This is a genomic window from Mumia spirodelae (assembly GCF_050632745.1).
Taxonomy (GTDB): domain Bacteria; phylum Actinomycetota; class Actinomycetes; order Propionibacteriales; family Nocardioidaceae; genus Mumia.
In genome coordinates, this window is the sequence record NZ_JBODSD010000004.1 from 375,843 (window position 1) to 400,688 (window position 24,846).

At 72.3% G+C, this 24,846-nt stretch carries 21 protein-coding genes; 15 read left to right on the forward strand and 6 right to left on the reverse strand.

The annotated features are described in order from the left end of the window. Nucleotides 1–8 precede the first annotated feature (8 nt). Complete coding sequence (locus ACQSSQ_RS19705) at nt 9–1,421, reverse strand: cytochrome ubiquinol oxidase subunit I (RefSeq protein ID WP_431328826.1); 1,413 nt, start codon at nt 1,419–1,421, stop codon at nt 9–11. 178 nt (nt 1,422–1,599) lie between these two features. Here ACQSSQ_RS19705 and ACQSSQ_RS19710 point away from each other — a divergent pair, with 178 nt between their 5' ends. From ACQSSQ_RS19710 to ACQSSQ_RS19720, 3 genes are all read left to right on the forward strand, one after another. Continuing rightward, nucleotides 1,600–1,968 carry a BlaI/MecI/CopY family transcriptional regulator gene (locus ACQSSQ_RS19710; protein ID WP_431328827.1) on the forward strand — a complete coding sequence of 123 codons (369 nt, stop codon included), beginning with the start codon at nt 1,600–1,602 and terminating at the stop codon, nt 1,966–1,968. Continuing rightward, the gene (locus tag ACQSSQ_RS19715; RefSeq protein WP_431328828.1) at nt 1,965–2,876 is read left to right on the forward strand and encodes a M56 family metallopeptidase; all 912 of its coding nucleotides are present in this window, start codon (nt 1,965–1,967) and stop codon (nt 2,874–2,876) included. Before ACQSSQ_RS19710 ends, ACQSSQ_RS19715 begins: the two co-directional genes overlap by 4 nt. 337 nt (nt 2,877–3,213) lie before the next feature. Next, on the forward strand, nt 3,214–3,729 hold the full coding sequence (locus ACQSSQ_RS19720) for a GNAT family N-acetyltransferase (protein ID WP_431328829.1): 516 nt from the start codon (nt 3,214–3,216) through the stop codon (nt 3,727–3,729). A 32-nt stretch (nt 3,730–3,761) separates the two neighbouring features. On the opposite strand, the gene ACQSSQ_RS19725 is transcribed toward ACQSSQ_RS19720, so the two are convergent. The 3 genes from ACQSSQ_RS19725 to ACQSSQ_RS19735 form a co-directional block, all read right to left on the reverse strand. Continuing rightward, entirely contained in the window at nt 3,762–4,214 is a 453-nt protein-coding gene (locus ACQSSQ_RS19725; protein WP_431328830.1) for an acyl-CoA thioesterase, read from the reverse strand. Nucleotides 4,215–4,339: 125 nt separating this feature from the next. Beyond that, on the reverse strand, nt 4,340–7,909 hold the full coding sequence (gene smc / locus ACQSSQ_RS19730; protein ID WP_431328831.1) for a chromosome segregation protein SMC: 3,570 nt from the start codon (nt 7,907–7,909) through the stop codon (nt 4,340–4,342). Between the two features lie 197 nt (nt 7,910–8,106). Then, nucleotides 8,107–8,307, reverse strand: a complete 201-nt coding sequence (locus tag ACQSSQ_RS19735; RefSeq protein ID WP_431328832.1) for a hypothetical protein — start codon at nt 8,305–8,307, stop codon at nt 8,107–8,109. 225 nt (nt 8,308–8,532) lie between these two features. Here ACQSSQ_RS19735 and ACQSSQ_RS19740 point away from each other — a divergent pair, with 225 nt between their 5' ends. The 7 genes from ACQSSQ_RS19740 to nagB all read left to right on the forward strand — a co-directional run bounded on the left by ACQSSQ_RS19740 (nt 8,533) and on the right by nagB (nt 16,185). Beyond that, a complete protein-coding gene (locus tag ACQSSQ_RS19740; RefSeq protein ID WP_431328833.1) occupies nt 8,533–9,705 on the forward strand; it encodes an ROK family transcriptional regulator in 1,173 nt (390 codons plus the stop codon). An 88-nt stretch (nt 9,706–9,793) separates the two neighbouring features. Continuing rightward, a complete protein-coding gene (locus tag ACQSSQ_RS19745) occupies nt 9,794–11,047 on the forward strand; it encodes an extracellular solute-binding protein (RefSeq protein WP_431328834.1) in 1,254 nt (417 codons plus the stop codon). Nucleotides 11,048–11,164: 117 nt separating this feature from the next. Next, a complete protein-coding gene (locus ACQSSQ_RS19750; RefSeq protein WP_431328835.1) occupies nt 11,165–12,118 on the forward strand; it encodes a carbohydrate ABC transporter permease in 954 nt (317 codons plus the stop codon). Continuing rightward, on the forward strand, nt 12,115–12,981 hold the full coding sequence (locus ACQSSQ_RS19755; RefSeq protein WP_431328836.1) for a carbohydrate ABC transporter permease: 867 nt from the start codon (nt 12,115–12,117) through the stop codon (nt 12,979–12,981). The genes ACQSSQ_RS19750 and ACQSSQ_RS19755 overlap by 4 nt, the downstream gene beginning before the upstream one ends. Beyond that, the gene (locus tag ACQSSQ_RS19760) at nt 12,978–14,474 is read left to right on the forward strand and encodes a glycoside hydrolase family 3 protein (RefSeq protein ID WP_431328837.1); all 1,497 of its coding nucleotides are present in this window, start codon (nt 12,978–12,980) and stop codon (nt 14,472–14,474) included. The genes ACQSSQ_RS19755 and ACQSSQ_RS19760 overlap by 4 nt, the downstream gene beginning before the upstream one ends. Continuing rightward, nucleotides 14,471–15,418 carry an ROK family protein gene (locus ACQSSQ_RS19765; RefSeq protein WP_431328838.1) on the forward strand — a complete coding sequence of 316 codons (948 nt, stop codon included), beginning with the start codon at nt 14,471–14,473 and terminating at the stop codon, nt 15,416–15,418. Before ACQSSQ_RS19760 ends, ACQSSQ_RS19765 begins: the two co-directional genes overlap by 4 nt. Next, a complete protein-coding gene (gene nagB, locus ACQSSQ_RS19770; protein ID WP_431328839.1) occupies nt 15,406–16,185 on the forward strand; it encodes a glucosamine-6-phosphate deaminase in 780 nt (259 codons plus the stop codon). The genes ACQSSQ_RS19765 and nagB overlap by 13 nt, the downstream gene beginning before the upstream one ends. Nucleotides 16,186–16,270: 85 nt before the next feature. Here the strand turns inward: nagB and ACQSSQ_RS19775 are convergent, their stop codons facing one another. Then, nucleotides 16,271–17,344 (reverse strand): ABC transporter ATP-binding protein, encoded by a 1,074-nt coding sequence (locus ACQSSQ_RS19775; RefSeq protein WP_431328840.1) that lies wholly within the window; start codon nt 17,342–17,344, stop codon nt 16,271–16,273. 246 nt (nt 17,345–17,590) lie between these two features. Here ACQSSQ_RS19775 and ACQSSQ_RS19780 point away from each other — a divergent pair, with 246 nt between their 5' ends. The 5 genes from ACQSSQ_RS19780 to ACQSSQ_RS19800 are packed head-to-tail and all read left to right on the forward strand — an operon-like array spanning nt 17,591 to nt 23,607. Next, complete coding sequence (locus tag ACQSSQ_RS19780) at nt 17,591–18,199, forward strand: hypothetical protein (protein WP_431328841.1); 609 nt, start codon at nt 17,591–17,593, stop codon at nt 18,197–18,199. Nucleotides 18,200–18,201: 2 nt separating this feature from the next. After that, a complete protein-coding gene (locus ACQSSQ_RS19785) occupies nt 18,202–20,436 on the forward strand; it encodes a bifunctional polysaccharide deacetylase/glycosyltransferase family 2 protein (RefSeq protein ID WP_431328842.1) in 2,235 nt (744 codons plus the stop codon). A gap of 10 nt (nt 20,437–20,446) precedes the next feature. Continuing rightward, nucleotides 20,447–20,938: a PH domain-containing protein gene (locus ACQSSQ_RS19790; protein ID WP_431328843.1), complete on the forward strand. Its 492-nt coding sequence runs from the start codon at nt 20,447–20,449 to the stop codon at nt 20,936–20,938. Beyond that, nucleotides 20,922–22,379, forward strand: coding sequence for a PH domain-containing protein (locus ACQSSQ_RS19795; protein WP_431328844.1), 1,458 nt, complete (start codon nt 20,922–20,924; stop codon nt 22,377–22,379). Before ACQSSQ_RS19790 ends, ACQSSQ_RS19795 begins: the two co-directional genes overlap by 17 nt. Nucleotides 22,380–22,401: 22 nt before the next feature. Beyond that, a complete protein-coding gene (locus tag ACQSSQ_RS19800) occupies nt 22,402–23,607 on the forward strand; it encodes a metal-dependent hydrolase family protein (protein ID WP_431328845.1) in 1,206 nt (401 codons plus the stop codon). A gap of 4 nt (nt 23,608–23,611) precedes the next feature. Here ACQSSQ_RS19800 and dusB read toward each other — a convergent pair whose 3' ends face one another. After that, nucleotides 23,612–24,766, reverse strand: a complete 1,155-nt coding sequence (dusB, locus tag ACQSSQ_RS19805; RefSeq protein ID WP_431328846.1) for a tRNA dihydrouridine synthase DusB — start codon at nt 24,764–24,766, stop codon at nt 23,612–23,614. Between the last annotated feature and the right edge of the window lie 80 nt (nt 24,767–24,846).

Here is a 24,846-nt window from a genome sequence, read left to right on the forward strand (position 1 = left end):
CTCTCCTCTCAGTACGCGAACGCCATCGGGCGGTCGTCGGGTTGCTTGCCTGTCTCGTTGTCGGGGTCCACCTCGGGCAGGCCCGTCCTGATCGCCTTCAGCAGGAGCTTGACCTCGACCACGGCGAGGGCGCCGTACAGGAGGGTGAAGACGATCAGCGAGGTCAGGACCGTGCCGGCCCCGACGTTCGGCGAGACGCCCGCCTCGGTGCGCATCAGCCCGAAGACGATCCACGGCTGGCGGCCCATCTCGGTGAAGATCCAGCCGAACGAGTTCGCGAACAGCGGCAGCAGCGGCGCCGCGATCGCCAGCCAGATCGGCCACCTGCGATCACCCCGGGGCACGCGTCCCTTGCGGGTCGACCACAGCATCCAGGCGCCGATGACCATCGCGAGCGCACCGCAGGTGATCATCGCCCGGAACGACCAGTAGGTGACGGGGATGTAGGGCTTGTAGTTGCCCGGCCCGAACTCCTCTTCGTACTGAGCCTGGAGGTCGTCGATGCCCTGGACCTCGGCGTTCCAGTCGCCGGTGGCGAGGTACGACAGCAGGCGCGGGACCTCGAGCTGGTAGAACGGCTCGTGCCCGTCCAGGGACCCGATCGTGAGGATGGAGAACGGCGCGGGCTGCTTGGTCTCGTACAACGCCTCCGCCGCCGCCATCTTCATCGGCTGCACCTCGGTCATGACCTTGCCCTGGATGTCGCCGGTGACGATCGTGCCGAGCCCGGCCACGAGCAGCGTCACCGCGCCCAGGCGCAGGGTCGACCGGAAGGCGTCGGCGTCGACGGGCTTGCGGCGGATCAGCCACCACATCGACACCGCGGCCATCAGCCCGCCGGCGACCATGAAGGCGCCGAAGAGCGTGTGCGGGAGGGTGATGAGGACGACCTTGTTGGTCAGGACGTCGGTGAAGCTCTCCAGCTCCGCACGTCCGCGCTCCTCGTTGAAGGTGTAGCCGACCGGGTTCTGCATGAAGGAGTTGGCGGCGAGGATGAAGTACGCCGACAGCGCGGTGCCGATCGCCGCGATCCACATGCAGGCGTTGTGGACGCCGGGTGAGAGCTTGTCCCACCCGAAGATCCACAGCCCGAGGAACGTCGACTCGAGGAAGAACGCCAGCAGGCCCTCGACCGCGAGCGGCGCGCCGAAGATGTCGCCGACGAAGCGCGAGTAGTCGGACCAGTTCATCCCGAACTGGAACTCCTGCACGATGCCGGTCACGATCCCCATCGCGAAGTTGATGAGGAAGAGCTTGCCGAAGAACTTCGTCAGACGGAGCCACTTCTCGTTGCGCGTACGCACCCAGGCCAGCTCGAGGCCGGCGACGAGGAATGACAACCCGATCGTGATCGGGACGAAGAAGAAGTGGTACACGGTGGTGATGCCGAACTGCCACCGTGCGATATCGAGTGCTTCCATGCTGCCCCTCATGGCTCGAACTGCTCGTCACGCTAGTACGGGAGCCCGTGGGCGGCGACTCGGCGTGGACGCCTTCCGCTCGACCGTCTACGACGCTCTGTAGGAGAACCTACTACGTCGTGTCGTACTTCGGGAGGCGGGGTACGACACCGTGTCGTAGACCACGTACGCTTGACGCATGGCACGACTCGGCGAGCTCGAGCGCGAGGTGATGGAGCTCCTCTGGGACTCCCCCACCCCGCTGACCGGGCGCGAGGTCCTGGACCTCCTCACCCCTCGACGCGACCTCGCGTACACGACCGTCACGACCATCCTCGACCGGCTCGCCCGCAAGGACGTCGTCGTGCGGGAGCGCAGCGGGCGGGCGTTCACCTACGCCCCGTCGGTCGGGCGCGACGAGCTGACGGTCACGCTCCTCCACGAGGTGCTGGCCTCGGCCGGCGAGGACCGTACGGCCGCGCTGGTCCACTTCGCCGAGACAGCCACCGACGACGACGCCCGCGCGCTCCGCGAGGCCCTGGCACGCATCGAGGCACGCGAGCCGTGACCACCCCCCTCCTGCTCGGGCTGATCGGCCTCGCGCTGGCCCAGCCCGTCCCGGCGCTGCTCGCGCGGATGGAGTGGCCGTACCGCGCTCCCCGCGCGGCGATCGTGCTCTGGCAGGCGCTGGCGCTCGCGGCGATCCTCGCCGTGGTCGGGGCGGGCCTGTCGGCATCGCTCTGGCTGGTGGTCCACGAGGGCGTCCCGAACCCCGAGCCCGACGCGTGGCGGGTCGCGCTGCACGTCGCCTTCCTCGCGCTCACCGCGGTCGTCGTCGTCCGGACGGCGTGGTCGATGCTCAGCGTGGGGCTGGAGGTCCGCGCCACCCGCCGGCGGCACCGCACGATGGTGGACCTGGTCGGTGCGCGCGACGCCGTACGCCGCTCCGTGCGCATCCTCGACGCGAACGAGCCGCTCGCGTACTGCGTCCCCGGACTCGACGCCCGCGTGGTCGTCTCGCGCGGCGCTCTCGACTCCCTCGCGCCGGACGAGCTCGACGCGGTGCTCGCGCACGAGCGCGCCCACCTGCGGGCACGGCACGACCTCGTCGTCGACACCTTCTCCGCCCTGCACCGCGCGTTCCCGCGCGCCCTGCGAAGCGACGCCGCGCTGGTGAGCACCCGCGTCCTCGTCGAGCTGCTCGCCGACGACCGCGCACGCCGACGTGCTGGTACGACGCCGCTGGCGCGCGCCTTGGTCAAGCTGGGGACGCGGCCGGCTCCGGCCGGGGCGCTCGGCGCGACCAGCACCCTCGTCCGCCGGATCGAGCGCCTCGAGCGTGAGGCACGCGACGACCACCGGCACGGCCGCGTCGAGGCCGTCGCCTGCTACGTCGTCGCCGCGGCGGTGGTGCTGGGTCCGACCTTCAGTCTTGCCGTGCCGTGGATGAGCTCAGCGTGGACGACGCTGCGCTGACGCTCTCGCGAGGCTCCGCGTCAGGGTGACGGCCGACGCCCAGCTGGTCGGCGAGAGCCTCGAGACCGCGGTCGATCGTCGGCGCACCGGGCAACACGTCCGGCACCGCCTTCCCGCGGTACGGGAAGGCGAGGACCGCGACGAGCAAGCCTGCGGCCACCACGATGATCAGCATGACGGGCACGATGACAACTGCCGGCGACATGGACGCAGACCCCCCAAGATTCGGTCTAAATCGGACCGGTTCAGGCTCTCACACGTTCGGTCCAGGCGCGCACCGGGACGGCGCGCCCCGGCCGTGACGTGCCTCACGCCGGCCCTCTCGTACGATCACCTGGTGCCCCTCCCCCGCGTCAGGATCGTCCAGCTCTCGCCGGAGACCCTTCGCGCCCTCGCCGACGGCGACCTCAATGGTGCAAACGCGTCGGCCCCCGTCCCGCTCTCCGCGGCGTTCGTGAGCGACAGCTTCCGCCACGTCTGGAAGATCCGCGCCCACCAGGTCGTCGAGGATCCACCGAGCGTCGACTGGGTCACCGGCGCGGTGTGGGACGAGGACGCCGGTCGCGCCGTCGGGCGTGCAGGGTTCCACGGGCCGCCGGACGACGCGGGGATGGTCGAGATCGGGTACGAGATCGACCCGGAGCACCGGCGACGCGGCTACGCGAGGGCGGCGCTCGAGGCCCTGCTCGCGCGCGCCGACGCCGAGCCCGACGTGCGGGTCGCGCGGGTCACGATCGCGCCGGACAACGCGGCGTCGCGCGCGCTCGCCCTCCCGTACGGCTTCGTCGAGGTCGGCGAGCAGTGGGACGAGGTGGACGGCCTCGAGATCGTCTACGACCGGCCGGCGGGCTGAGGGCCGGACACGGCCGGCCGGGCTGGCGGCGATCAGCCGCGCACGAGCGGCGCCACCGCCGTACGGATCGCGTCCGGCACCGGGGTCACGGCACGCCCCTCGCGTGTCACGTACACGTGCACGAACCGCCCGATCGCGGCCGGCTCCGGCAACGCCCCCTGGAACAGCCCGATCTCGTACACGATCGACGACGTGCCCAGCTTCTCCACCGCGAGCCCCACCTCGACGTCCTCGGGGAAGCCGAGCTCGCGCTTGAAGCGGCAGCCCGTCTCGACCACGAGCCCGATCGCGTCGAGCCGGCGGATGTCCGTCCCCGTCGCGTCGATGAGGAAGCCGTTCACCGCGGTGTCGAAGTACGAGTAGTACGTCACGTTGTTCACGTGCCCGTACACGTCCTCGTCCGACCACCTCGTCGTGATGCGGCGGACCACCGGGAAGTCGTCGCGTGTGCGGGCAACGTCGGATCGAGGGGAGTCGGCGCTCACGTCGTGAGGATACCGAGCAGGGGTCTGGGCGCTGACGAAGCCATCGCTGCTAGGACGAAGCGCAGGTGATAGGTGTGGCTTCGTGCTAGGCAGCGTGGCTTCGCCCAGCCTCCCCATCTGGACCGCTACGCCGGCTCGGCCTCGCGCATCCGCTGGCTGATCACCGCGGACACGCCGTCGCCACGCATCGAGACGCCGTACAGCGCGTCGGCGACCTCCATCGTGCGCTTCTGGTGCGTGATCACGATGAGCTGGCTGTTCTCGCGCAGCTCCTCGTAGATCTCCAGCAGGCGCCCGAGGTTGGTGTCGTCCAGCGCGGCCTCGACCTCGTCGAGGATGTAGAACGGGCTCGGCCGCGCCTTGAACAGCGCCACGAGGAAGGCCACCGCGACGAGCGACCGCTCGCCACCGGAGAGCAGCGAGAGGCGCTTGACCTTCTTGCCCGGGGGCCGCGCCTCGACCTCGATGCCGGTCGTCAGCATCGACGACGGGTCGGTGAGCACGAGCCGCCCCTCGCCACCGGGGAACAGCCGCGAGAACACGTGCACGAACTCCCGGCTCACGTCCTCCCAGGCGCTGGTGAAGACCTGCTCGACGCGCTGGTCGACCTCGGTGACGATGTCGAGCAGGTCCTTGCGGGTCTTGCGCAGGTCCTCGAGCTGCTCGGACAGGAACTTGTGCCGCTCCTCCAGCGCCGAGAACTCCTCCAGCGCCAGCGGGTTGACCTTGCCGAGCAGCGCGAGCGCCTTCTCCGCCGTGCGCAGCCGCTTCTCCTGCTCGGCCCGCACGTACGGGACCGGCTCCGGGTCGGGCTCGTCCTCCGGCGCGTCGGGCTCGCGCGGGACCGGGACGAGCGTCTCCGGCCCGTACTCGGCGACGAGGGTGTCGGCCTCCACGCCGATCTCCTCCAGCGCACGCTGCTCGAGCGCCTCGATCCGCAGGCGCTGCTCGGCCCGGGCGACCTCGTCGCGGTGGACCGAGTCGGTCAGGCGCGAGAGCTCGACGGACAGGTCGCGCAGCCGGCGGCGTACGTCGGCGAGCTGCTGCTCGCGTCCGGCGCGCGCCTCGGTGATCTCGTCGCGCGCCTTCTTGGCCGCGGCCAGCGACACCGCGACGTGCTCGAGGACGACCTGCGCGGCCTCCCCGACCGCACGTGCGGCGGCACCCTCACGACGCAGCCGCTCCCGGCGTACGCGGTCGCGCTCACGGGCGGCCCGCTCCTCGGTCGCACGGCGGCGCAGCCCCGCGGCGCGCCCCGAGATCGCCCGGGCCCGCTCCTCGCTGGTCCGCAGCGCCAGACGGGCGTCGGTCTCCTCGGCGCGACGCTCCCGAGCCGCCTCCGCGAGGCCCTCCATCGCACTGGTGTCCGGCTCCTGCTCGGGCGCGTTCTCCGCGTCGGCGAGCCGCTGCTCGAGGTCGACGAGACCGGAGGCCGCGTCGTCGCGCGCCTTCTCGGCGTTGGTGATCGCGGTCGCGAGACGCGTCGCCTCGTCCTTGGCGGCCTTGACGGTCGAGCCGAGCTGGGCCAGGCGCTCGGTCAGTGCGTTGGACTTCGCCTCCGACTCGCGACGCTTCGCGGTGGCGACGTCGAGGCGCTGCTTGGACTCGTCGCGCTGCGCCTTCAGACGGACGACCTCGGCGTCGAGCTCCTCGCGGCGAGCGGCGACGTCCCGCAGGCTCTCGGCGGCGTGGTCGACCGCGGCCTGCACCTCGATGAGGCTGGGCACGTCCTGCGAGCCGCCCGCGACGTAGTGCCCGCCGACGAGGTCGCCGTCTCGGGTCACGGCGACCAGCATGGGCTCGCGCTCGACCAGGCCTCGCGCGTCGTCCAGGTCGTCGACGACGGCGACCCGGTCGAGGAGCCGGCTCAGCGCGGCGTGGACACCCGCAGGCGCCTCCACGACGTCGACCGCGTACGCCGCCCCGGCCGGCAGCGACGGCCACGACGACCGCTCGGCGTCACCCGCGCGCGTACCGCCCTCGCCCACGACCAGCCCGGCGCGTCCGTCCGCCGACGCCTTCAGCGCCGCGACGGCGCTCAGGGCGGTGCCCAGCGTGTCCACGGCGACGGCGTCGGCGGCCGGTCCGAGCGCGGCGGCGACCGCGGTCTCGTACCCGGCCTGCACGGTCATCACCGCCGCGACCGACCCCAGCACGCCGCCGAGACGGTCCGACGCCCCGAGGACGGCACCCGCGCCGTCCTTGCGGGCGAGGCCCATCTCGAGGGCCTCCTTGCGCGCCTCGAGCGCCGCTCGCTCACGGTCGGCGGCATGGACGGCGTCGGTGGTCTTGGTGAGCCGGTCGGTGACGTCGGTCAACGCCGCCTCGGCCGCGTCGATCTCCGCGGCGAGTCCGGTCTCCCCCGAGTCGAGGCCGGCCACCTGCGTCTCCGCGACCGTGAACTCGTGCTGGGCGCGCTCCGCGCGCTTCTCCGCAAGGAGCCGGTTCTCCTCCAGACGCCCGATCTCCTCCTCGGCGGCGAGCACGCGCGTACGGAGGGTGTTGACCTGGCCGGTCAGCCGAGCGAGGCCTTCGCGGCGGTCGGAGGCGGCCCGCAGCAGGTCGGCGATGCGGCGCTCCTCGGTCTGGTACGCCTGCTCCGCGTCCTTGCGCGTAGCGATCGCGTCCTGGAGCCCCTTCTCGGCGGCGGCGACCTCCTCGGCGATCGCCTTCTCCTGGGCCTCGAAGCGCGTGGCCTCGTCCTCGAGCTCCTCGGGGTCGCGGCCCCGGCGCTCGTCCGGTGGGAGCGCCGCGGCGTTGCGGACGCGCTCGGCGGCGAGGCCGGCGGTGCCCTGGAGGCGCTCGCGCATGCTGTTGAGGCCGTACCAGGTGTCCTGCGCCTCCTGCAGGCGCGGCGCGTCCGCGCGCAGCGCGTCCTCGAGGGTCGCCTCCTCGGTGCGCATCTGGTTGACCGCTCCCTCGACGGCCGTGCGCTTCTGCTTGAGCGCCTCCTCGTCGGCGAGCTCCGAGCGCAGGTGCTCGCGGGCGCGGACCACGTCGTCGGCGAGCAGGCGGGCCCGGGCATCACGGACGTCGGCCTGGACCACGGCGGCCTTGCGGGCCACCTCCGCCTGCCTGCCGAGCGGCTTGAGCTGGCGCCGGATCTCGGCGAGGAGGTCCTGGAGCCGGGTCAGGTTGCCCTCGGTGGCGTCGAGCTTGCGGAGCGCCTTCTCCTTGCGCTTGCGGTGCTTGAGGACGCCGGCGGCCTCCTCGATGAAGCCGCGACGGTCCTCCGGGGAGGCGTGGAGCACCGAGTCGAGCTGGCCCTGCCCGACGATCACGTGCATCTCACGCCCGATGCCGGAGTCGCTCAGCAGCTCCTGGACGTCGAGGAGCCGGCAGTGGTTGCCGTTGATCGCGTACTCCGAGCCGCCGTTGCGGAACATCGTCCGCGAGATGGTGACCTCGGCGTAGTCGATCGGGAGCGCGCCGTCGGCGTTGTCGATGGTGAGGACGACCTCGGCACGACCGAGCGGGGCGCGACCGGAGGTGCCGGCGAAGATGACGTCCTCCATCTTGCCGCCGCGCAGCGACTTGGCGCCCTGCTCGCCCATCACCCAGGCGAGCGCGTCGACGACGTTGGACTTGCCGGAGCCATTGGGTCCGACGACACACGTGATGCCGGGCTCGAGCTGCAGATGGGTGGCGGACGCGAAGGACTTGAACCCACGCAGCGTCAGGCTCTTGAGGTGCAAGCCATGCTCCTTCACGCGTTCGACTCTGAGGACGGCGCCGAGTGCAGCACGTCGTCCGTGTGGCACCACAAACGACGGGTCTGACGGCAGCGGGGAAGGATGCCGCTCTCAGCGTAGGTGACCGACGGGACTCCTCCGTCGCGCCACGCCCGGGCAGCCCGACAGTGGCGTCGGGCCCGGATGGGGACCGTTGCCGGTCAGGAGCCGGCGGTCTCGAGCAGGTCTGCGGTCGAGAGGTGCACCGGATCGAGGTCGGTGGACGCGATCAGCTCGTCGTTCTCGTGCTTGAGCCTGATCACCTCTGCCTCCAGATCGGCGATGCGTCGGCGGAGCTGTGCCTCGCGGGCCTGGTGGTGGACGTTCGGCGTCGCCACGTAGCCGAGGAGAGCCTTGGCCATCGGAATCCTTCTCATCGGGAGTGATCGGATGGGCGCGGGTCCGCGTCCACGAAGAAAGGAACGGGACGGAATACGCCGTCTCCCAGTGTCCCACCCGGGCCCCATTCGGGTCAATCTGGCGTACGTCACCCTCGCTGGACGGCTGGTCGACGCAGGGGCGGACGCGAAGGTAACGAAATGCCAACGGCTCTTGACCGACGTTTGTTAGTACGGTGAACTAACAACGTGATCGAGCGGACCACCCTCCCCGGAGACGCGCGGACCATCCCGCCGCTGCGTCAGCGCACGACGCGTCGTGCGCACGAGAAGGTGCTGCCCGCCGACACCCGCCGGCACCACCTCTCCCTGATCCTCCAGTGCCTCGCCGACGAGGGTCCGCTGAGCCGCGCCGACCTCGCCCGAGCGACTTCGCTGACCCGCGTGACGGTCTCCGACCTCGTGACCGAGCTGCTGGCCGACGGGCTCGTGGCCGAGCTCGGCACCAAGCCCGGCGCACGCCCTGGCAAGCCGGCCACGCTCGTCGGGCTCGTCCACGACGCGGTCCTCATCGTCGCCCTCGACCTCTCCGACGACACCGTCCTCCACGGCGCGCTGATGGACCTGCGCGGTCAGATCGTGACCCGCAGCGCCGTCGAGCTCGGCGACGCCCGGGGCGACGCGGCCGTCGACCTCGTCGTCGACCTCGTCCGAGGACTCGTCGCGTCCTCCGAGCGCCCCGTCCTCGGTGTCGGGATCGGCACCCCCGGCGTGGTCGACGGCCTGGGCGTGGTGCGCCAGGCGCCCAACCTCGGCTGGTACGAGCTCCCGCTGGCCGACGCCGTCGGCGCACGGGTCGGCCTCCCGGTCTCGATCGCCAACGACGCCAACATCGCCGCGCTCGCCGAGTGCACGTTCGGTGCGGGCAACGCCGACGGCCTCCTCCTGGTCGCTGTCGGCCACGGCGTCGGCGGCGGCATCCTCATGGACGGCACCATCCTCGGCGGCCCGCTCCTGTCGGCGGGCGAGGTCGGCCACGTCGTCGTCGAGCCCGGCGGGGCGCCGTGCGCCTGCGGCAACCGCGGCTGCCTCGAGACCGTGCTCGCCGTCCCCCACCTGCGCGACCGCCTCGCGGCCGCCTCCCCCGACGCCGTCGAGTCCGAGCTGCGGACCGTCGGCACGACGCTGGGAGCGGTCCTCGCCCCCATCGTCACCACGCTCGGCATCACCGATGTCGTGCTCTACGGCCCCGCCGAGCTGCTCGACGGCCCCCTCCTGGGGGCGGTCCGCGCCGCGGTCGCCGAGCGGAGCATGCCGGTGGTCGCCGAGCACCTCGACGTGCGGATGGCATCGCTGGCACGCGACGTCGTCCTCACGGGTGCGGCGGCGCAGGTCCGCTTCGCCCAGCTAGGGGTGGTCTGACGCCTGGTGTCACCGCGGCTGCCGTCACACCGACCCCTCCCCTCCGAAGGCCTCATCCCCCGGGGCCCTCACCTCTAAGGAAGAAACCATGAAGAATCTCACCCGACTGGCGGCTCTGGGCGTGGCCTCCGCACTCGCCCTCACCGCGTGCGGGTCCGACTCCGGCGACGACAGCGCGTCGGGCGGCACCACGACCGTCAAGCTCTGGCTCGCCGGCGAGACGGACACGCCCGAGGACCTGACCACGTGGCTCGAGAAGGAGTACGAGGCCCAGAACGCGGGCACCGACCTCAAGATCGAGCGCATCGACTGGGGCGAGCTGATCCCGCGCCTGCAGACCGCGCTCAGCGACGCTGGTCAAACTCCGGACGTCTTCGAGATCGGCAACACGCAGTCGCCGACCTTCACCTCGGTGGGCGCGTTCACCGACCTCACCGACAAGGTCGCCGACCTCGGCGACGACGTCGGCCCGGAGAGCTTCCTCAAGGCCGGGTCGTACGACGGCAAGCAGTTCGCGGTCCCCTACTACTGGGGCTCGCGCTACGTCTTCTACAGCAAGAAGGCGCTCGCCGACGCCGGCGTCGCGGTGCCGACCACCCTGGCGGAGTTCAACCAGGCCGCGGTCGCGCTCAAGGAGAAGTCGGGCGACAAGAACTTCTCGGGCTTCTGGGTCCCCGGTCAGGACTGGCGCAACGGCATCTCGTGGCTCTTCGCCAACGGCGGCGACATCGCCGTCCAGGAGGGTGACTCGTGGGTCGGCAAGCTGTCCTCCCCCGAGAGCGTGAAGGGTCTCGAGGAGTGGAAGACCCTCTCCGACAAGGCCAGCACCGCGCCGAAGGACGGGCTCGACGAGGAGTCGTGGGTCCCGTTCAACAACGGTGAGGCCGCGATGTTCATGGCTCCGGGCTGGGCCCGCTGGAGCGTCGACGAGAAGCTCGCCGACGACCTCGGCGGCTTCGCGCTCCCCGGCACCGACGGCGGCGCGGCCCCGGTCTTCGCCGGCGGCTCCAACATCGGCATCTCGGCCAAGTCCAAGCACCAGGACGAGGCCTACGCGCTGCTCAAGCTGATCTACAGCGACGAGTACCAGTCGATGCTCGCGGAGAACGGGCTCGGCCCGGCCAACTCCACGTTCACCGCCAAGATGGGTGACGACGAGTTCGCGAAGGCGTCGATCGCCGCCGCCTCGAGCTCCCAGCTGACGCCGGCCTCGCCGCACTGGACCGAGGTCGAGACCACGCAGGTCATGGAGGAGTTCTTCGGCAAGATCGCCGGCGGCGCCGACGTCGCGTCGACGGCGAAGGACTACGACGCCAAGCTCGAGGCCATCCTCAACAAGTAAGGCCGTCGGGACCCACCCCGACCGCACGACCGGTGCGGGACCCCGTCGCTGCTCCCCCGGAGCGACGGGGTCCCGCCCCACCCCCACGATCACGACAGGCAGACCATGGCTCAGGCGATGACCACCCCCGACGCACCTCCCGGGCACACCGAACCCGAGCCTCCGCCGCTGCGGAACCGCCGGCGGCGCCCCGCGCCGTACCTGCTGCTGGTCCCGGCGCTCGCGACCCTCGCCCTCGGCCTCGGCTATCCGTTGGTGCGCCAGGTGGTGATGTCGTTCCAGGAGTTCGGCCTCGCCCAGCAGTTCGGCACCGCCGACCCGGGCTGGATCGGCTTCGACAACTACGCCGACGTGCTGACCGACCCCACGACCTGGGCCGTGGTCCTCCGCTCGATCGCCTTCTGCCTCGTCGCCGCCTCGCTCACCCTCGTCATCGGCATGGCGGTCGCCCTGCTGATGCGCCAGGTGTCGACCACGGCGCGGATCATCCTCCAGATCTCGATGCTCGCCGCGTGGGCCAGCCCGCTGGTCGCCAGCCTCACCATCTGGAACTGGCTCTTCGACACCCGCTACGGCATGGTCAACTGGCTGCTGGTCAAGATCGGCTTCGAGGGCATGGAGGGCTACTCCTGGCTCGCGAACCCCTGGACCTTCTTCTTCGTCGCCGGCGTCATCGTCGTCTGGATGAGCGTGCCGTTCGTCGCCTTCAGCCTGTACGCGGCGCTCACCCAGGTCCCGGAGGAGACCGTCGAGGCGGCCCAGCTCGACGGCGCCACGCGCACCCAGCGCTTCCGCTTCATCGTCCTGCCGACGATCCGGCCCGTGCTGTCGATCGTCATGCTGCTGCAGATCGTGTGGGACCTGCGGCTGTTCGCCCAGATCAAGTACCTCCAGGGCGCCGGCGGCACGGTGAGCGAGACCAACCTCCTGGGCACCTACCTCTACCAGCTCGGCGTCGCGCAGAGCGAGTACGGCGTCGCGTCCGCGGTCGCGATGCTGATGCTGCTGCTGACCCTGGGCCTCACCTTCGGCTACGTCCGCTCCCTGCTGCGTGAGGAGCGCACCGCATGACCCCCTCGACCCCGACCGTGACCCGCAACCGCCGCCCGCGGACCGGACGCACGCTCCTCAGCACGCTCGCGATCGTGATCGCCGTCGTGTGGGCGTTCCCCGTCTACTGGATGGTCAACAGCTCCTTCCAGAGCCTGCGGCGTCTCCACTCCCCCGACCCCGCCTGGCTGCCGTTCGGCGAGGGCACCAGCGCCGACGCGTACGGGCGCGTGGTCGACGCGTCGTTCTGGGACTCGATGCAGCTCAGCCTCACGGTGACCCTGCTGGCGGTGGGCTCCGGCCTCGTGTTCGCGTTCCTCGCCGCGCTCGCCATCTCGCGCTTCCGGATCCGCGGCAAGGCCACGTTCATCGTGGTGATCCTCGTGGTCCAGATGATCCCCGCCGAGGCGCTGTTCATCTCGCAGTACAAGATGCTGTCCGGCTGGGGTCTCTTCAACACCGTCGCCGGCCTCACGCTGCTGTACCTCGCGATGATCCTTCCCTTCACCATCTGGATGCTGCGCGGCTTCGTCGCCGGTGTCCCCGCGGAGCTGGAGGAGGCGGCGATGGTCGACGGCTGCAGCCGCTTCCGCGCGTTCTTCACGATCACGTTCCCGCTGCTGGCCCCCGGTCTGGTCGCGTCCGGCGTGTACGGCTTCCTTCAGTGCTGGAACGAGATCACACTGGCGACCGTGGTGATGGATCCGTCCAACCGGACGATCCCGCTCTGGCTGCAGGGGATGACGACGGTGTCCAACAAGGCGATCGACTGGCCCGCTGTGATGGCGGGCGCGACGCTCGTGGCGATCCCGGTGATCGCGCTGTTCATGTTCGTCCAGAACAAGATGACCAGCGGCATGGTGTCGGGGGCGGTCAAGGGATGACGCCCGACCGCTCCGTGCGCCGAGCCGCGCACAAGGTCGTCCTGGGCGCGTTCGAGGGGACCGAGCTGCCCGCGTGGCTGCCGGGCCTGGTCGAGGACGGGCTCGGCGGCATCTGCCTGTACGGCAACAACCTGACCGCGGACCCGGCCGACGTCCTCGCCCTCGGTCGTACGCTCAGCGACCTCGCGCCGTCGCTGGTGCTCGCGCTGGACGAGGAGGGCGGCGACGTCACGCGGCTGCACTACGCCAGCGGCAGCCCGTACCCCGGCAACGCCGTGCTCGGTCGTGCCGACGACCTCCCGACCACGACCGCGGTCGCCCGCGCGATCGGCGCGGAGCTGAAGGCGGGCGGCCTGTGGCTCGACCTCGCTCCCGACGCCGACATCAACTCCAACCCGCGCAACCCCGTGATCGGCACCCGCAGCTTCGGCGCGGACCCCGCGCTCGTCGCCCGCCACACCGCGGCCTGGGTGCGAGGCCTGCAGGAGCAGGGCGTCGCTGCATGCGTGAAGCACTTCCCCGGCCACGGCGACACCGCCACCGACTCGCACCTCGCGCTGCCCCGCGTCGACGCCGACCTGGCGACGCTGCGGGCACGCGAGCTGGTCCCCTTCGTCGCCGCGATCGAGGCCGGCGTGGCGACGGTCATGACCTCGCACATCGTGCTCGGTGCCCTCGACCCTGACCGTCCGGCCACGCTGAGCCCCGCGATCCTCACGGGCCTGCTCCGCGAGGAGCTCGGGTTCGACGGCGTCATCGTCACCGACGCCCTCGACATGGCCGGAGCGAGCGCCGCGATCGGCATCCCGGCGGCCGCGGTCGCGTCCCTGGTCGCCGGAGCCGACCTCCTGTGCATCGGACCGTCGTTGCGCGGTCGCGGCGCCGACGACGTGCTCGACGTGGTCGACGCGATCGTCGCCGCGGTCGCCGACGGCACGCTGCCCGCCGACCGCCTCCTGGACGCCGCCGCCCGCGTGGACGCGCTGGGCGCCGCGTACGGCACGGGCGTCGTCCCCGCGGACCAGGCTCTCGTCGAGGCTGGTCGCGCAGCGGGTCGTCGCGCCGCAGCGGCGGCCGTCGACCCGATCGAGGCGCTGCCCTCCGGGTCGCCGCTGGTCGTCCGCCTCGAGACCGGCGCCAACATGGCCGTCGGTGACGCGGCGTGGGGCGACCTCGGAATCACGGGGGCGACGGTCCGCTCGACGTCCGACGGCGTCCCCGCGCTCGAGGAGCTCGTCGGCCACGACGGTCCGCTGGTCCTGGTGGCCCGTTCCGCCGCCGCGGACGCCGAGGCCTGGACGTGGTTGCGCATGGTCGTCGACGCCCGCCCCGACACGCTGGTCGTGGAGCTGGGCTGGCCCTCGCCCGAGGTCGAGGCGCTCCCCCGCGTCGTACGAGGCTGGGGCGCGGCGCAGCCCCCTTCGCGCGCGATCGGTGACACGATCGACCGTGCACGGGCGACGAGGCCCGGGCCGACCGGAGAGGAACGATGATCGCCGTCACCATCGGGCTCGACATCGGCGGGACGAAGATCCACGGGATCGCCGCCGACGTCACGCGTCCGGACGCGGTGCTGGCCGAGGTCCGCACCCCCACCGTCCTCGGCCCGACGGGAGTCGTCGCGACCGCGCTCGAGGTCGTCAAGCACCTCGTCGAGGCGCTCCCGGACGACACGACGGTCGTCGCGGTCGGAGCCGGGATCCCCGGCGCGGTCGACGCCGACGGCGTGCTCACCAACGCCGTCAACCTCGACATCACCGAGGCGCTGGACCTGCGCGGCGCTCTCAGCAGCGCGCTGTCGGTGCCGGTGACCGTGAACAACGACGTGAACGCTGCCGCGCGCGGCGTCGCCACCTGGCTGCGCTCGCGCGGCGAGCCGGAGGACGTGGCGCTGCTGTCGGTCGGGACGGGACTCGCGGCCGGGTTCGTGCTCGACGGCCGGCTGCGGCGCGGCGCGTCCGGGCTCGTCGGCGAGATCGGGCACCTGGCGGTCGTCGAGGACGGGCCGCGGTGCACGTGCGGGCAGCACGGCTGCCTCGAGCTGTACGCGTCGGGGCGCGGGCTCGCCCGCCAGTGGCCGTACGACGGTCCGGGGCCCGAGCCGGTCGCGGTCTTCGACGCGGCCGACGCCGGCGACGAGCGGGCGATCGCGGTCCGCGACACGTTCCTGCACTGGCTCGGCGAGGCGATCCGGATCGTGACGCTGAGCGTCGACCCGGCCCGCGTGGTCCTGACCGGCGGCGTGATGCGGCTCGGTCCCCGCGTGATCGAGCCGCTGTTCGCCCGGCTGGGATCCGACGAGACGGCGTCCTCGTTCGTGTCGAGCCTCCGGCTGCGTGAGCGGACGGTGGCCCTGCCGGTCGAGTACCCGGCCGCTGCCCTCGGCGCCGCCGAGCTGGCGACCGACCAAGGGAGGAGTGGTTCGTGGAGGTCGTGATCTGCCCGTCCGCGGAGGACATCGGGCGGCACGTCGCGGACGTGTACGAGGCGGTGCTGCGCACGGAGGCGCCGGTGATCGGGCTGGCGACCGGGTCGTCGCCGCTGGTCGCGTACGCGGAGCTGATCCGGCGGCACCGCGAGGAGGGGCTGTCGTTCGCGCACGCGTCGGCGTTCCTCCTCGACGAGTACGTCGGCCTGCCCGCCACGCACCCCGAGTCCTACGCCGCCGTGATCCGCCGCGAGCTCACCGACCACGTCGACATCGACCCGGCCCGCGTCCACTCCCCCGACGGCACCGCGGACGACCTCGCCGCGGAGTGCGCGCGCTACGACGCCGCGATCGACGCCGTCGGCGGGGTGCACGTCCAGCTGCTGGGGATCGGGACCGACGGCCACGTCGGGTTCAACGAGCCGATGTCGTCGCTATCGTCACGGACGCGACCCAAGACGCTGACGCAGCAGACGCGGAAGGACAACGCGCGCTTCTTCGACTCCGTCGACGAGGTGCCGACCCACGTCCTGACGCAGGGCCTCGGCACGATCCGCAGCGCCCACCACCTCGTCCTGGTCGCGACCGGCGAGGCCAAGGCGGAGGCGGTCGCGGCGGCGGTCGAGGGACCGTTGTCCGCGCGCTGCCCCGCCTCGATCCTCCAGTGGCACCCGCACGCGACGGTGTTCGTCGACGACGCGGCGGCCTCCCGGCTCGACTACGCCGACTACTACCGCTACACGCTCGCGAACAAGCCGGACTGGCAGGGCTTCTGACCCGTACGACCACGTCCCGGTGGTCGGCGCACACGAAAGACCCCGGTCCCGCAGGAGGGACCGGGGTCTGTTCGCGTGGTCGGCGTCAGCCGAGGCGGAGGCCGGTCTCCTTGGAGAAGACGTGCACGCGCTCGGGATCGACGGCCAGGTGGACGACCTCGCCGATGCGCGGCGGCGTACGCCAGTTGACGCGGCTGACCAGCGTCTGGTCCTTCTCGCCGTGCTTGGTGTGGCCGTAGGCGAAGGCGTCCGAGCCGAGCTCCTCCACGACGTCGACGACGGTGGCGATGCCGTGGTCGCCGAGCGTCATGTCCTCCGGCCGCACGCCGAGCGTCACGACGGGGGCGTCGGTCTGGGCCAGGATCTCGCGGGCGACCGGGACGACGGTGTCGCCGACCTTGACGCCGCCCTCGCTGACCGGCACCTCGAAGAGGTTCATCGCCGGCGAGCCCAGGAAGCCCGCGACGAAGACGTTGTTGGGCTTGTCGTACGTCGCGCGGGGGGTGTCGATCTGCTGGAGGACGCCGTCCTTCATGACCGCCACGCGGTCGCCGAGCGTCATGGCCTCGACCTGGTCGTGCGTGACGTAGACGGTGGTCGTGCCGAGGCGGCGCTGCAGCTGCGCGATCTGGGCACGGGTCTGGACGCGGAGCTTGGCGTCGAGGTTCGACAGCGGCTCGTCCATCAGGAAGACCTGCGGGGAGCGCACGATCGCGCGCCCCATCGCGACGCGCTGGCGCTGGCCGCCGGACAGGGCCTTCGGCTTGCGGTCGAGGTACTCGGTGAGTCCGAGCATCTCGGCCGCCTCGGCCACGCGCTGCTTGATCTCGCTCTTGGGGGTGCCGGCGATCTTGAGCGCGAAGCCCATGTTCTCGGCGACCGACATGTGCGGGTAGAGCGCGTAGTTCTGGAAGACCATCGCAATGTCGCGCGACTTCGGCGGCAGGTCGGTGACGTCGCGGTCGCCGATGAGGATCCGGCCGGCGTCGACGTCCTCGAGCCCGGCGAGCATGCGCAGGGAGGTGGACTTGCCGCAGCCGGAGGGTCCGACGAGGACGAGGAACTCCCCGTCCGCGACCTCGAGCTCGAGCTGGTCGACGGCCGGGCGCTCCTGGCCCGGGAAGACGCGCGTCGCCTTCTGGAAGGTGACAGATGCCATGACGAAAACATCCCTTCAGCGGCAGGAACGTGCCGCACGATCCGAGTGAAGTGGTGACGACCCGGGGCCGGGCCTGCGCTCATTGTTGCTGAGAACGACATATCCGTCCACGGGTTGCGCCGAACCGTTATGGACGCGGTGACCGGTCGAGTCCGGTTTGTGCCAGGCGTTGGCGCTGCTCACCGCCCCGCGCAGTGGCCCCGAGGTCTTCTCCCGGCTTGGACGGCACTGATAGATTCGCCCGTTGTGACGACGCCCCCCGAGCACCGCGCCGACACGGCACCCACCCGGATCTCCGATCCGGTCTTCGTCGACGCCTCCGGCCGGCGCGCTCACAAGGCACGGCGCTGGGCACTGGTGCTGGCCCTCCCCGCAGCGGCGTACGTCGTCGCGCTCGGCAGCAGCGTGCTCGGCGGCCCGTCGCTGCCGTCGGCGCTCCTGCCGCCCGCGGTGCCGGATGCCGCGGCGCCCGCGCAGGACAACGGTCCGCGGCCGTCCACCGCCGGCTCGAGCGACCCGACGGTCGATCCCGCCGCTGCTGACGATGCCGGCACCGACAGCACCGAGCGCGGAGCCGACGGCGCCGACGGCGGCGATGGGGCTGACGACCCTGCGCCGGGCAACGGCTCCGACGACACCGACGACACCACCCCGTCGCCGACCGAGCAGGTGACGGCGCCGGCCCCGACGACGCCCGCCCCGACCACGGCTGCACCGACCACGCCCGCTCCGACGACGCCGTCAGCGACGCCGACGCAGGGCCGGCCGGCCTCTCCGGGCAACAGCGACACCGCTCAGGACGCCCACAAGCCGACCGAGGCGCCGGGCAAGCCCAAGGCGACCCCGACCCCCTGACGATGCCTTCGCACGCGGCACCGCGCCACCGCACGGTGCGAGACGTCAAGCCCCGAGCGCACTGGGTGCTGCTCGTGGTGCTGCTGCCGACCCTCCTCGCCGCCCTGCTGGTCCAGGGCTACGCCCGCCACATGTTCGGCACGGCGGCGGACGGCTCCGTGAAGCCGTCGGGCGAGGCCGGCACCGTGCCCTCGGCGGTGTCCGACGGCGGTCCGATCGTCGACGCCCGCGGCGACCAGGTCCGTACGCTCTCGCCGGAGCGCCGTACCGTCGCGCTGACCTTCGACGACGGGCCCGACCCGCGCTGGACCCCGGAGATCCTGGACGTGCTGGCCGAGCACGGCGTCCATGCGACGTTCTTCGTGGTCGGCACCCAGATCGCCGACCATCCAGGTCTGACGCGCCGGATCCTCGCCGAGGGCCACGAGATCGGGATGCACACGTTCACGCACACCGACCTCGGCCAGATCGGCGACTGGCGCCGCGGCTTCGAGCTGCGCGAGTCGCAGCTGATCCTGAACGGCGCGACCGGCACGACGAGCTCGCTGCTGCGCCCGCCCTACTCGTCCACGCCCGACGCCGTCGACGACGTCCAGTGGCGTGCCCTGGAGTCCGTCGGCGGGGCCGGATACGTCTCCGTCCTCTCGACGCTCGACAGCGAGGACTGGCGCCGGCCGGGCGTCGACGCGATCGTGGCCAACTCGACGCCGACCTCCGACGCCGGCGAGATCCTGCTGATGCACGACGCCGGCGGCGACCGCAGCCAGACCGTCGCGGCCCTCGACGAGCTCCTCCCCCAGCTGAAGGCGTCGGGTGTACGCGTGGGCAGCGTCGGCGAGACCTCCGGGCTGTCGGCGGCCACGGGCTCGGCGTCGGCGGTCCAGGAGTGGCAGGGGCGCGCGCTCCTGCTCGCCTTCAACGCGAGCACCTGGGTCCTGCGGATCTTCACCGTGCTGCTCCTCGCCGCGGGCGCCCTCGCGGTCGGCCGGTCGCTCCTCCTGGTGGTGGCCGCGCGCCGGCACCGGCGACGCGGCACCGACCGCTGGGGGCCTGTCCCGTCACGCGCGGAGTGCCCGCCCGTGACGGTCGTCGTGCCCGCGTTCAACGAGAGCGCCGGCATCGAGGCCGCCGTACGCTCCCTGGTCGCCTCCGACGTCCCGGTCGAGGTCATCGTGGTCGACGACGGGTCGACGGACGACACCGCGGCTCTCGTGGAGTCCCTCGCCCTCCCCGGCGTCCGCCTGATCCGCCAGCAGAACGCCGGCAAGCCCGCGGCGCTCAACACCGGCATCGCCGCGGCGTCGCACGAGATCGTCGTGATGGTCGACGGCGACACCGTCTTCGAGCCGAGCACCATCCGTCATCTGCTGATCCCGTTCCGCGATCCTGAGGTCGGAGCGGTCTCGGGCAACGCCAAGGTCGCCAACCGCGGAGGCCTGCTCGGCCGCTGGCAGCACATCGAGTACGTGGTCGGCTTCAACCTCGACCGCCGACTGTTCGACCTCGCCGAGTGCATGCCGACGGTCCCGGGCGCGATCGGCGCGTTCCGGCGCTCCGCGCTCCTCGCGGTCGGCGGCGTCAGCGACGAGACGCTGGCCGAGGACACCGACCTCACCATGGCGCTGCTGCGCTCCGGGTGGCGGGTCGTCTACCAGGAGGACGCGCGCGCCTGGACGGAGGCGCCGGCCACGCTCGACGCGCTCTGGCGTCAGCGCTACCGCTGGTGCTACGGCACGCTGCAGGCGATGTGGAAGCACCGCGGCGCGTACGTCCAGGGCGGACGTGCCGGGCGCTTCGGCCGCCGCGGCCTGACCTACCTGACGCTCTTCCAGGTGCTGCTGCCGCTGCTCGCCCCCGTGGTGGACGTGTTCGCGATCTACGGCCTGATCTTCCTCGACCCGGTGAACGTGATCGGGCTCTGGCTCGCCTTCCTCGCGCTGCAGCTGGCGACGAGCGTGTACGCGTTCCGGCTCGACGGCGAACGCCTGGCGCCGCTGTGGACGCTCGCGCTCCAGCAGGTCGTCTACCGCCAGCTGATGTACCTCGTCGTGATCCAGTCGGTGTGGACCTCCGTCGCGGGTGTGCGGCTGAGGTGGCAGCGCATGGAGCGGTACGGGTCCCTCCGCGCGCCGGAGGAGGTCGAGCCGGCCGCCGCCGCTCCGACCCGCGCACCGGCCCACGCCGGGTCCACGACACCGACCGGTGCGTCGGTGGGGACGGCCGACGACCCCCGATAGGGTCGGAGGCGTGGACCCGCTCTTCGCCCCACCGGCCGAGGCCTGGCACCCGGTCTCGGTCAAGCTCCGTACGCTGCACCGGCTGATGCTGGTCGTCTGGACCGTCGTCCCGGCCGTGGTCGCGATCGCCGTGGTCGCGCTGGTCCTGCAGTGGTGGTGGCTCGTCGCGCTGCTCGCGGCCGTCGCCGTCGCCGTGATCGTGTGGGGCTGGTTCTGGGCGGCGCGCAACCAGGCGGCGTGGGGCTTCGCCGAGAACGCCGAGGACCTCTGGATCCGGCACGGCGTCGCGTGGCGGCAGATCGTCGCCGTGCCGTACGGGCGCGTCCAGTACGTCGACGTCACCGCGGGGCCGCTCGAGCGGTCGTACGGGATCGCGAAGGTCTCCCTGCATACGGCGAGCTCCCAGACCTCGGCCGTGATCCCCGGCATCCCCGCCGACGAGGCGGCACGGCTGCGCGACCGCCTGACCGAGCTCGGGAAGACCCGTGGCTCCGGGATCTGAGCAGCCCCCGCTCCCCCCGCAGCAGGCGCCGGCCACGGTCGGCCAGCGGACCCACCCGGCGAGCGCCCTGGTGCGCGTGTGGATCTGGATCGCTGCCGGTCTGGTGGCGTTCGGGCGCGACGCGGCCGAGGGCGGGCCGGAGCGCAGCCTGCTGTCCGTGCTCTGGGTCGGGCTCGCGATCGTCGGCGCGGCGGCGGTCCTCGGCGTCGCGTTCGGCTACCTGTCGTGGCGGTTCACGCGCTACTTCATCGACGGTCGCGAGGTCCGCGTGGAGAGCGGGATCCTCACCCGCCGCTCCCGGCGTGCGCCGTACGAGCGGATCCAGTCGGTCGACGTGGCCGAGCCGTTCGCGGCGCGGATCTTCGGGCTCTGCGAGCTGCGGATCGAGCTCGCCGGCGGCGACGACTCGCGCGTCTCCCTCCAGTACCTGCGCCGGAGCGAGGCCGACCGGCTGCGCGCGATCCTGCTTCAGCGAGCGTACGAGGCGGGCTCGCAGGCGATCCGCTCCACGATGACCGTCGCACCGTACGACGCCACGGCACCGGCGGCGCCCGGTGACGCGCCCGCGGTGCCACCGTCGTACGAGGGTGGTGCGGCGCCGTACCCGCCGCCCGTGGTCCCCCACCTCGACATGTCGCCGCCGATCCTCGTCGTCAAGCCCACCCGGCTCGTCGTCGCGACGGTGCTGTCGGCGGAGTTCCTCGTCCCAGCGCTGTTCCTGAGCGCGATCGTGGTCGGTGGGGTGGTGTTCCCGGGCGTCATCGTCTTCGGTGTCCTGCCGCTCCTGCTCTGGGCCGGCCAGGTGATCATGTCGCGGGTGGTCGCGCAGTGGGACTTCACGCTGCGCCGAGCGCCCACGGGTCTGCACGTCACCCGCGGGCTGCTGTCGCGGATCTCGCAGACCGTCCCGTACGACCGGGTGCAGGCGGTCGTCGCGCACCAGGCCGCGCTGTGGCGACCGCTGCGCCTCCTCCGCGCCGAGGTCACGGTCGCCGGGGCGTCGCACGACTCCGACGACTCCGGCAGCGCGACCCTGGTGCCGGTCGCGACCCCGGAGGAGGTCCGGCGGGTGCTCGGCGAGCTGTTCGGCGACGTCGATCCCGCCTCGATCCCGCGCGTGCGGGCGCCTCGACGCTCGTGGCTGTTCGCGCCGATCGGGTGGCGGTTCCGTGCGGCCGGGTCGGACGCCCGTGCGTTCGTCACCGAGCAGGGGTGGATCACGCACCGGACCGACCTCGTCCCGCACGCGAAGACGCAGTCCGTCGCGATCTCGCAGGGGCCGCTCCAGCGTTTCCTCGGCGTCGCGGACATCACCGTGCACACGCCGGACGGGCCGGTCGCGGCGACGGGCCGCTCGCTGGTCGCGTCGGACGTGCGCGCCCTCGCGGAGACCCAGCTCGCCCTGGCCCGTCAGGCCCGTGCGTCCGTCGGCGAGGGGTGACCGCGTCGCTATGCTCCCGGGTATGAGCGGCCGGCTGGTCTTGCGCGACGGGCACTTCCGCGATCCCGAGAGCGGCACCGTCGTCGACGGCGACCTCCTCGTCGAGGACGGCGTGGTGCGCGAGATCGGCAGCGTCGGAGCCACCGACGCCCCCGTGCTCGACCTCGGTGGAGCCACGGTGGTGCCCGGGTTCATCGACGCCCACTTCCACGCGTACAGCACGTGCATGGGCGGGCTCGAGCTCGAGCGGCGGTCCCTGAGCTACGTCGCGATCAACGCGACGAAGCGCCTCGGCGCGTGCCTCGCCCGCGGGTTCACCACGGTCCGCGACGTCGCCGGCGGCGATGCCGGGCTCGCGCAGGCGCTCGACGAGGACCTCGTCGCCGCACCCCGCTACCTCTACAGCGGGCCGGCGCTCAGCCAGACCGGCGGTCACGGAGACCCGCGCCCGGCGACGCTCGACGTGTGCTTCCACGAGGGCCACATGAACGAGGTCGTGGACGGCGTCGACGACCTCCGCCGCGCGGTACGCCGCCGCTTCCGCCAAGGCGCCCACGTCATCAAGATCATGACGTCGGGCGGCGTGGTGTCACCGGTCGACCCGATCCGCGTCCCGCAGTACTCCGCGGAGGAGATCGCCGCCGTCGTGGACGAGGCGACGCGGCGCGGCAGCTACGTCGCGGCGCACTCCTACTCGAGCGAGGCCGTCATCCACTCGGTCACGAACGGCGTCCGCTCGATCGAGCACGGCAACCTCATCGACGCGGCCGCGGCGCACGCGATGGCCGAGCACGGCGCCTACCTCGTGCCGACGCTCGCCGCGTACGACTCCATGGCGCGCCGCGCGGACGAGGTCGGGCTCTCGGCGGTGGGCCGCGCGAAGAACGCGGAGGTTCTCGACTCGGGCCGAGAGGCGATCAGCCTGGCAGCCGCTGCGGGCGTCCCGGTCGGCTTCGGCAGCGACCTCATGGGCGATCTCGAGGACGATCAGCTCCGCGGGCTGCAGCTGCAGGCCGAGGTCCAGACGCCTGCGGAGCTGCTGCGGTCGGTCACGACCGTCAACGCGGGGCTGATCCGGCGGCCGGAGCTCGGCCGCCTCGCCGTCGGCTCCCCGGCGGACCTCGTCGCCCTCGCGGCCGACCCGGTCGACGACGTCGAGGTGCTCTGGGACGCGTCGCGCCCACGGACCGTCGTCCGGGCCGGGATCCCGGTGCGCGTCCCGGCGTAGCGGGTCAGCCGCCCGAGGTCGCGTCCTCGGCGTCGGGATCGATCGCGTCCACCTCGCGCGACGTCAGCCAACCGTCGGGCAGCGCGACCTTGCGCGCGCTCCCCTGGCGGCCGCGCGGCTTGCCCAGCTCGCCGAGCGGGTACGGCTCGTCGTGGTCGAGGTCGGCGAGGAGCGCGTCGAGATCGGCCAGCGAGCTGATCGTCGCCAGCGCGTGCCGCATGCGCCCGCCCGCCCGGAAGCCCTTGAGGTACCACGCGACGTGCTTGCGGAACTCGATGCAGCCGCGCTCCTCCCCCATGTCCGCGGAGAGCAGCTCGGCGTGGCGGCGCATCCACCCGGCCACCTCGCCGAGCGTCGGCAGCGCGGTAGCGTCCTCGCCGGCGAAGGCCGCGGCCAGGTCGCGGAACAGCCACGGCCGCCCCAGGCACCCGCGTCCGACGACCACACCGTCGACCCCGGTCTGCTCGACCATCGCGACCGCGTCGGAGGCCTCCCAGATGTCGCCGTTGCCGAGCACGGGGATGTCGACGGCCTGCTTGAGGGTCGCGATCGACTCCCAGTCGGCGGTGCCGGAGTAGTGCTGCGCCGCCGTCCGTCCGTGCAGCGCGATGGCGGCGCACCCCGCGTCCTGGGCGATCCGTCCCGCGTCGAGGTACGTCAGGTGGTCCTCGTCGATGCCCTTGCGCGTCTTCATCGTCACCGGGACGCCGTACGGCTGCGCCGCGCCGACCGCCTCCGTGAGGATCTCGCCGAGCAGCGTCGCCTTCCACGGCAGCGCCGCTCCCCCGCCCTTGCGGGTGATCTTGGGGACCGGGCAGCCGAAGTTGAGGTCCACGTGGCCGACGCCGTACTCCTCGCAGAGGATCCGCACCGCCTTGCCGATGTACACCGGGTCGATGCCGTACAGCTGCACCGAGCGCACCGTCTCCGCCTCGGCGAAGCGCAGCATCCGCAGGCTGATCGGGTCGCCCTCGACGATGCCGCGCGACGTGATCATCTCGCAGACGTAGAGCCCCGCACCCTGCTCCGCGCACAGCTGTCGGAACGCGGCGTTGGTGACGCCGGCCATCGGCGCGAGCACGACCGGCGTCGCGACCTCGAGGTCGCCGAGGCGCAGCGGTCGTGCGGGTGCGGTGGTGGCGGTGGGCATGGCGTCCATTCTCGCAGGCGTGGCCAACCGACGGGTCTTGGAACGGTCGTTGGTCGAGTAGGGCGGGGCGCTCGCGGAGCCCGTATCGA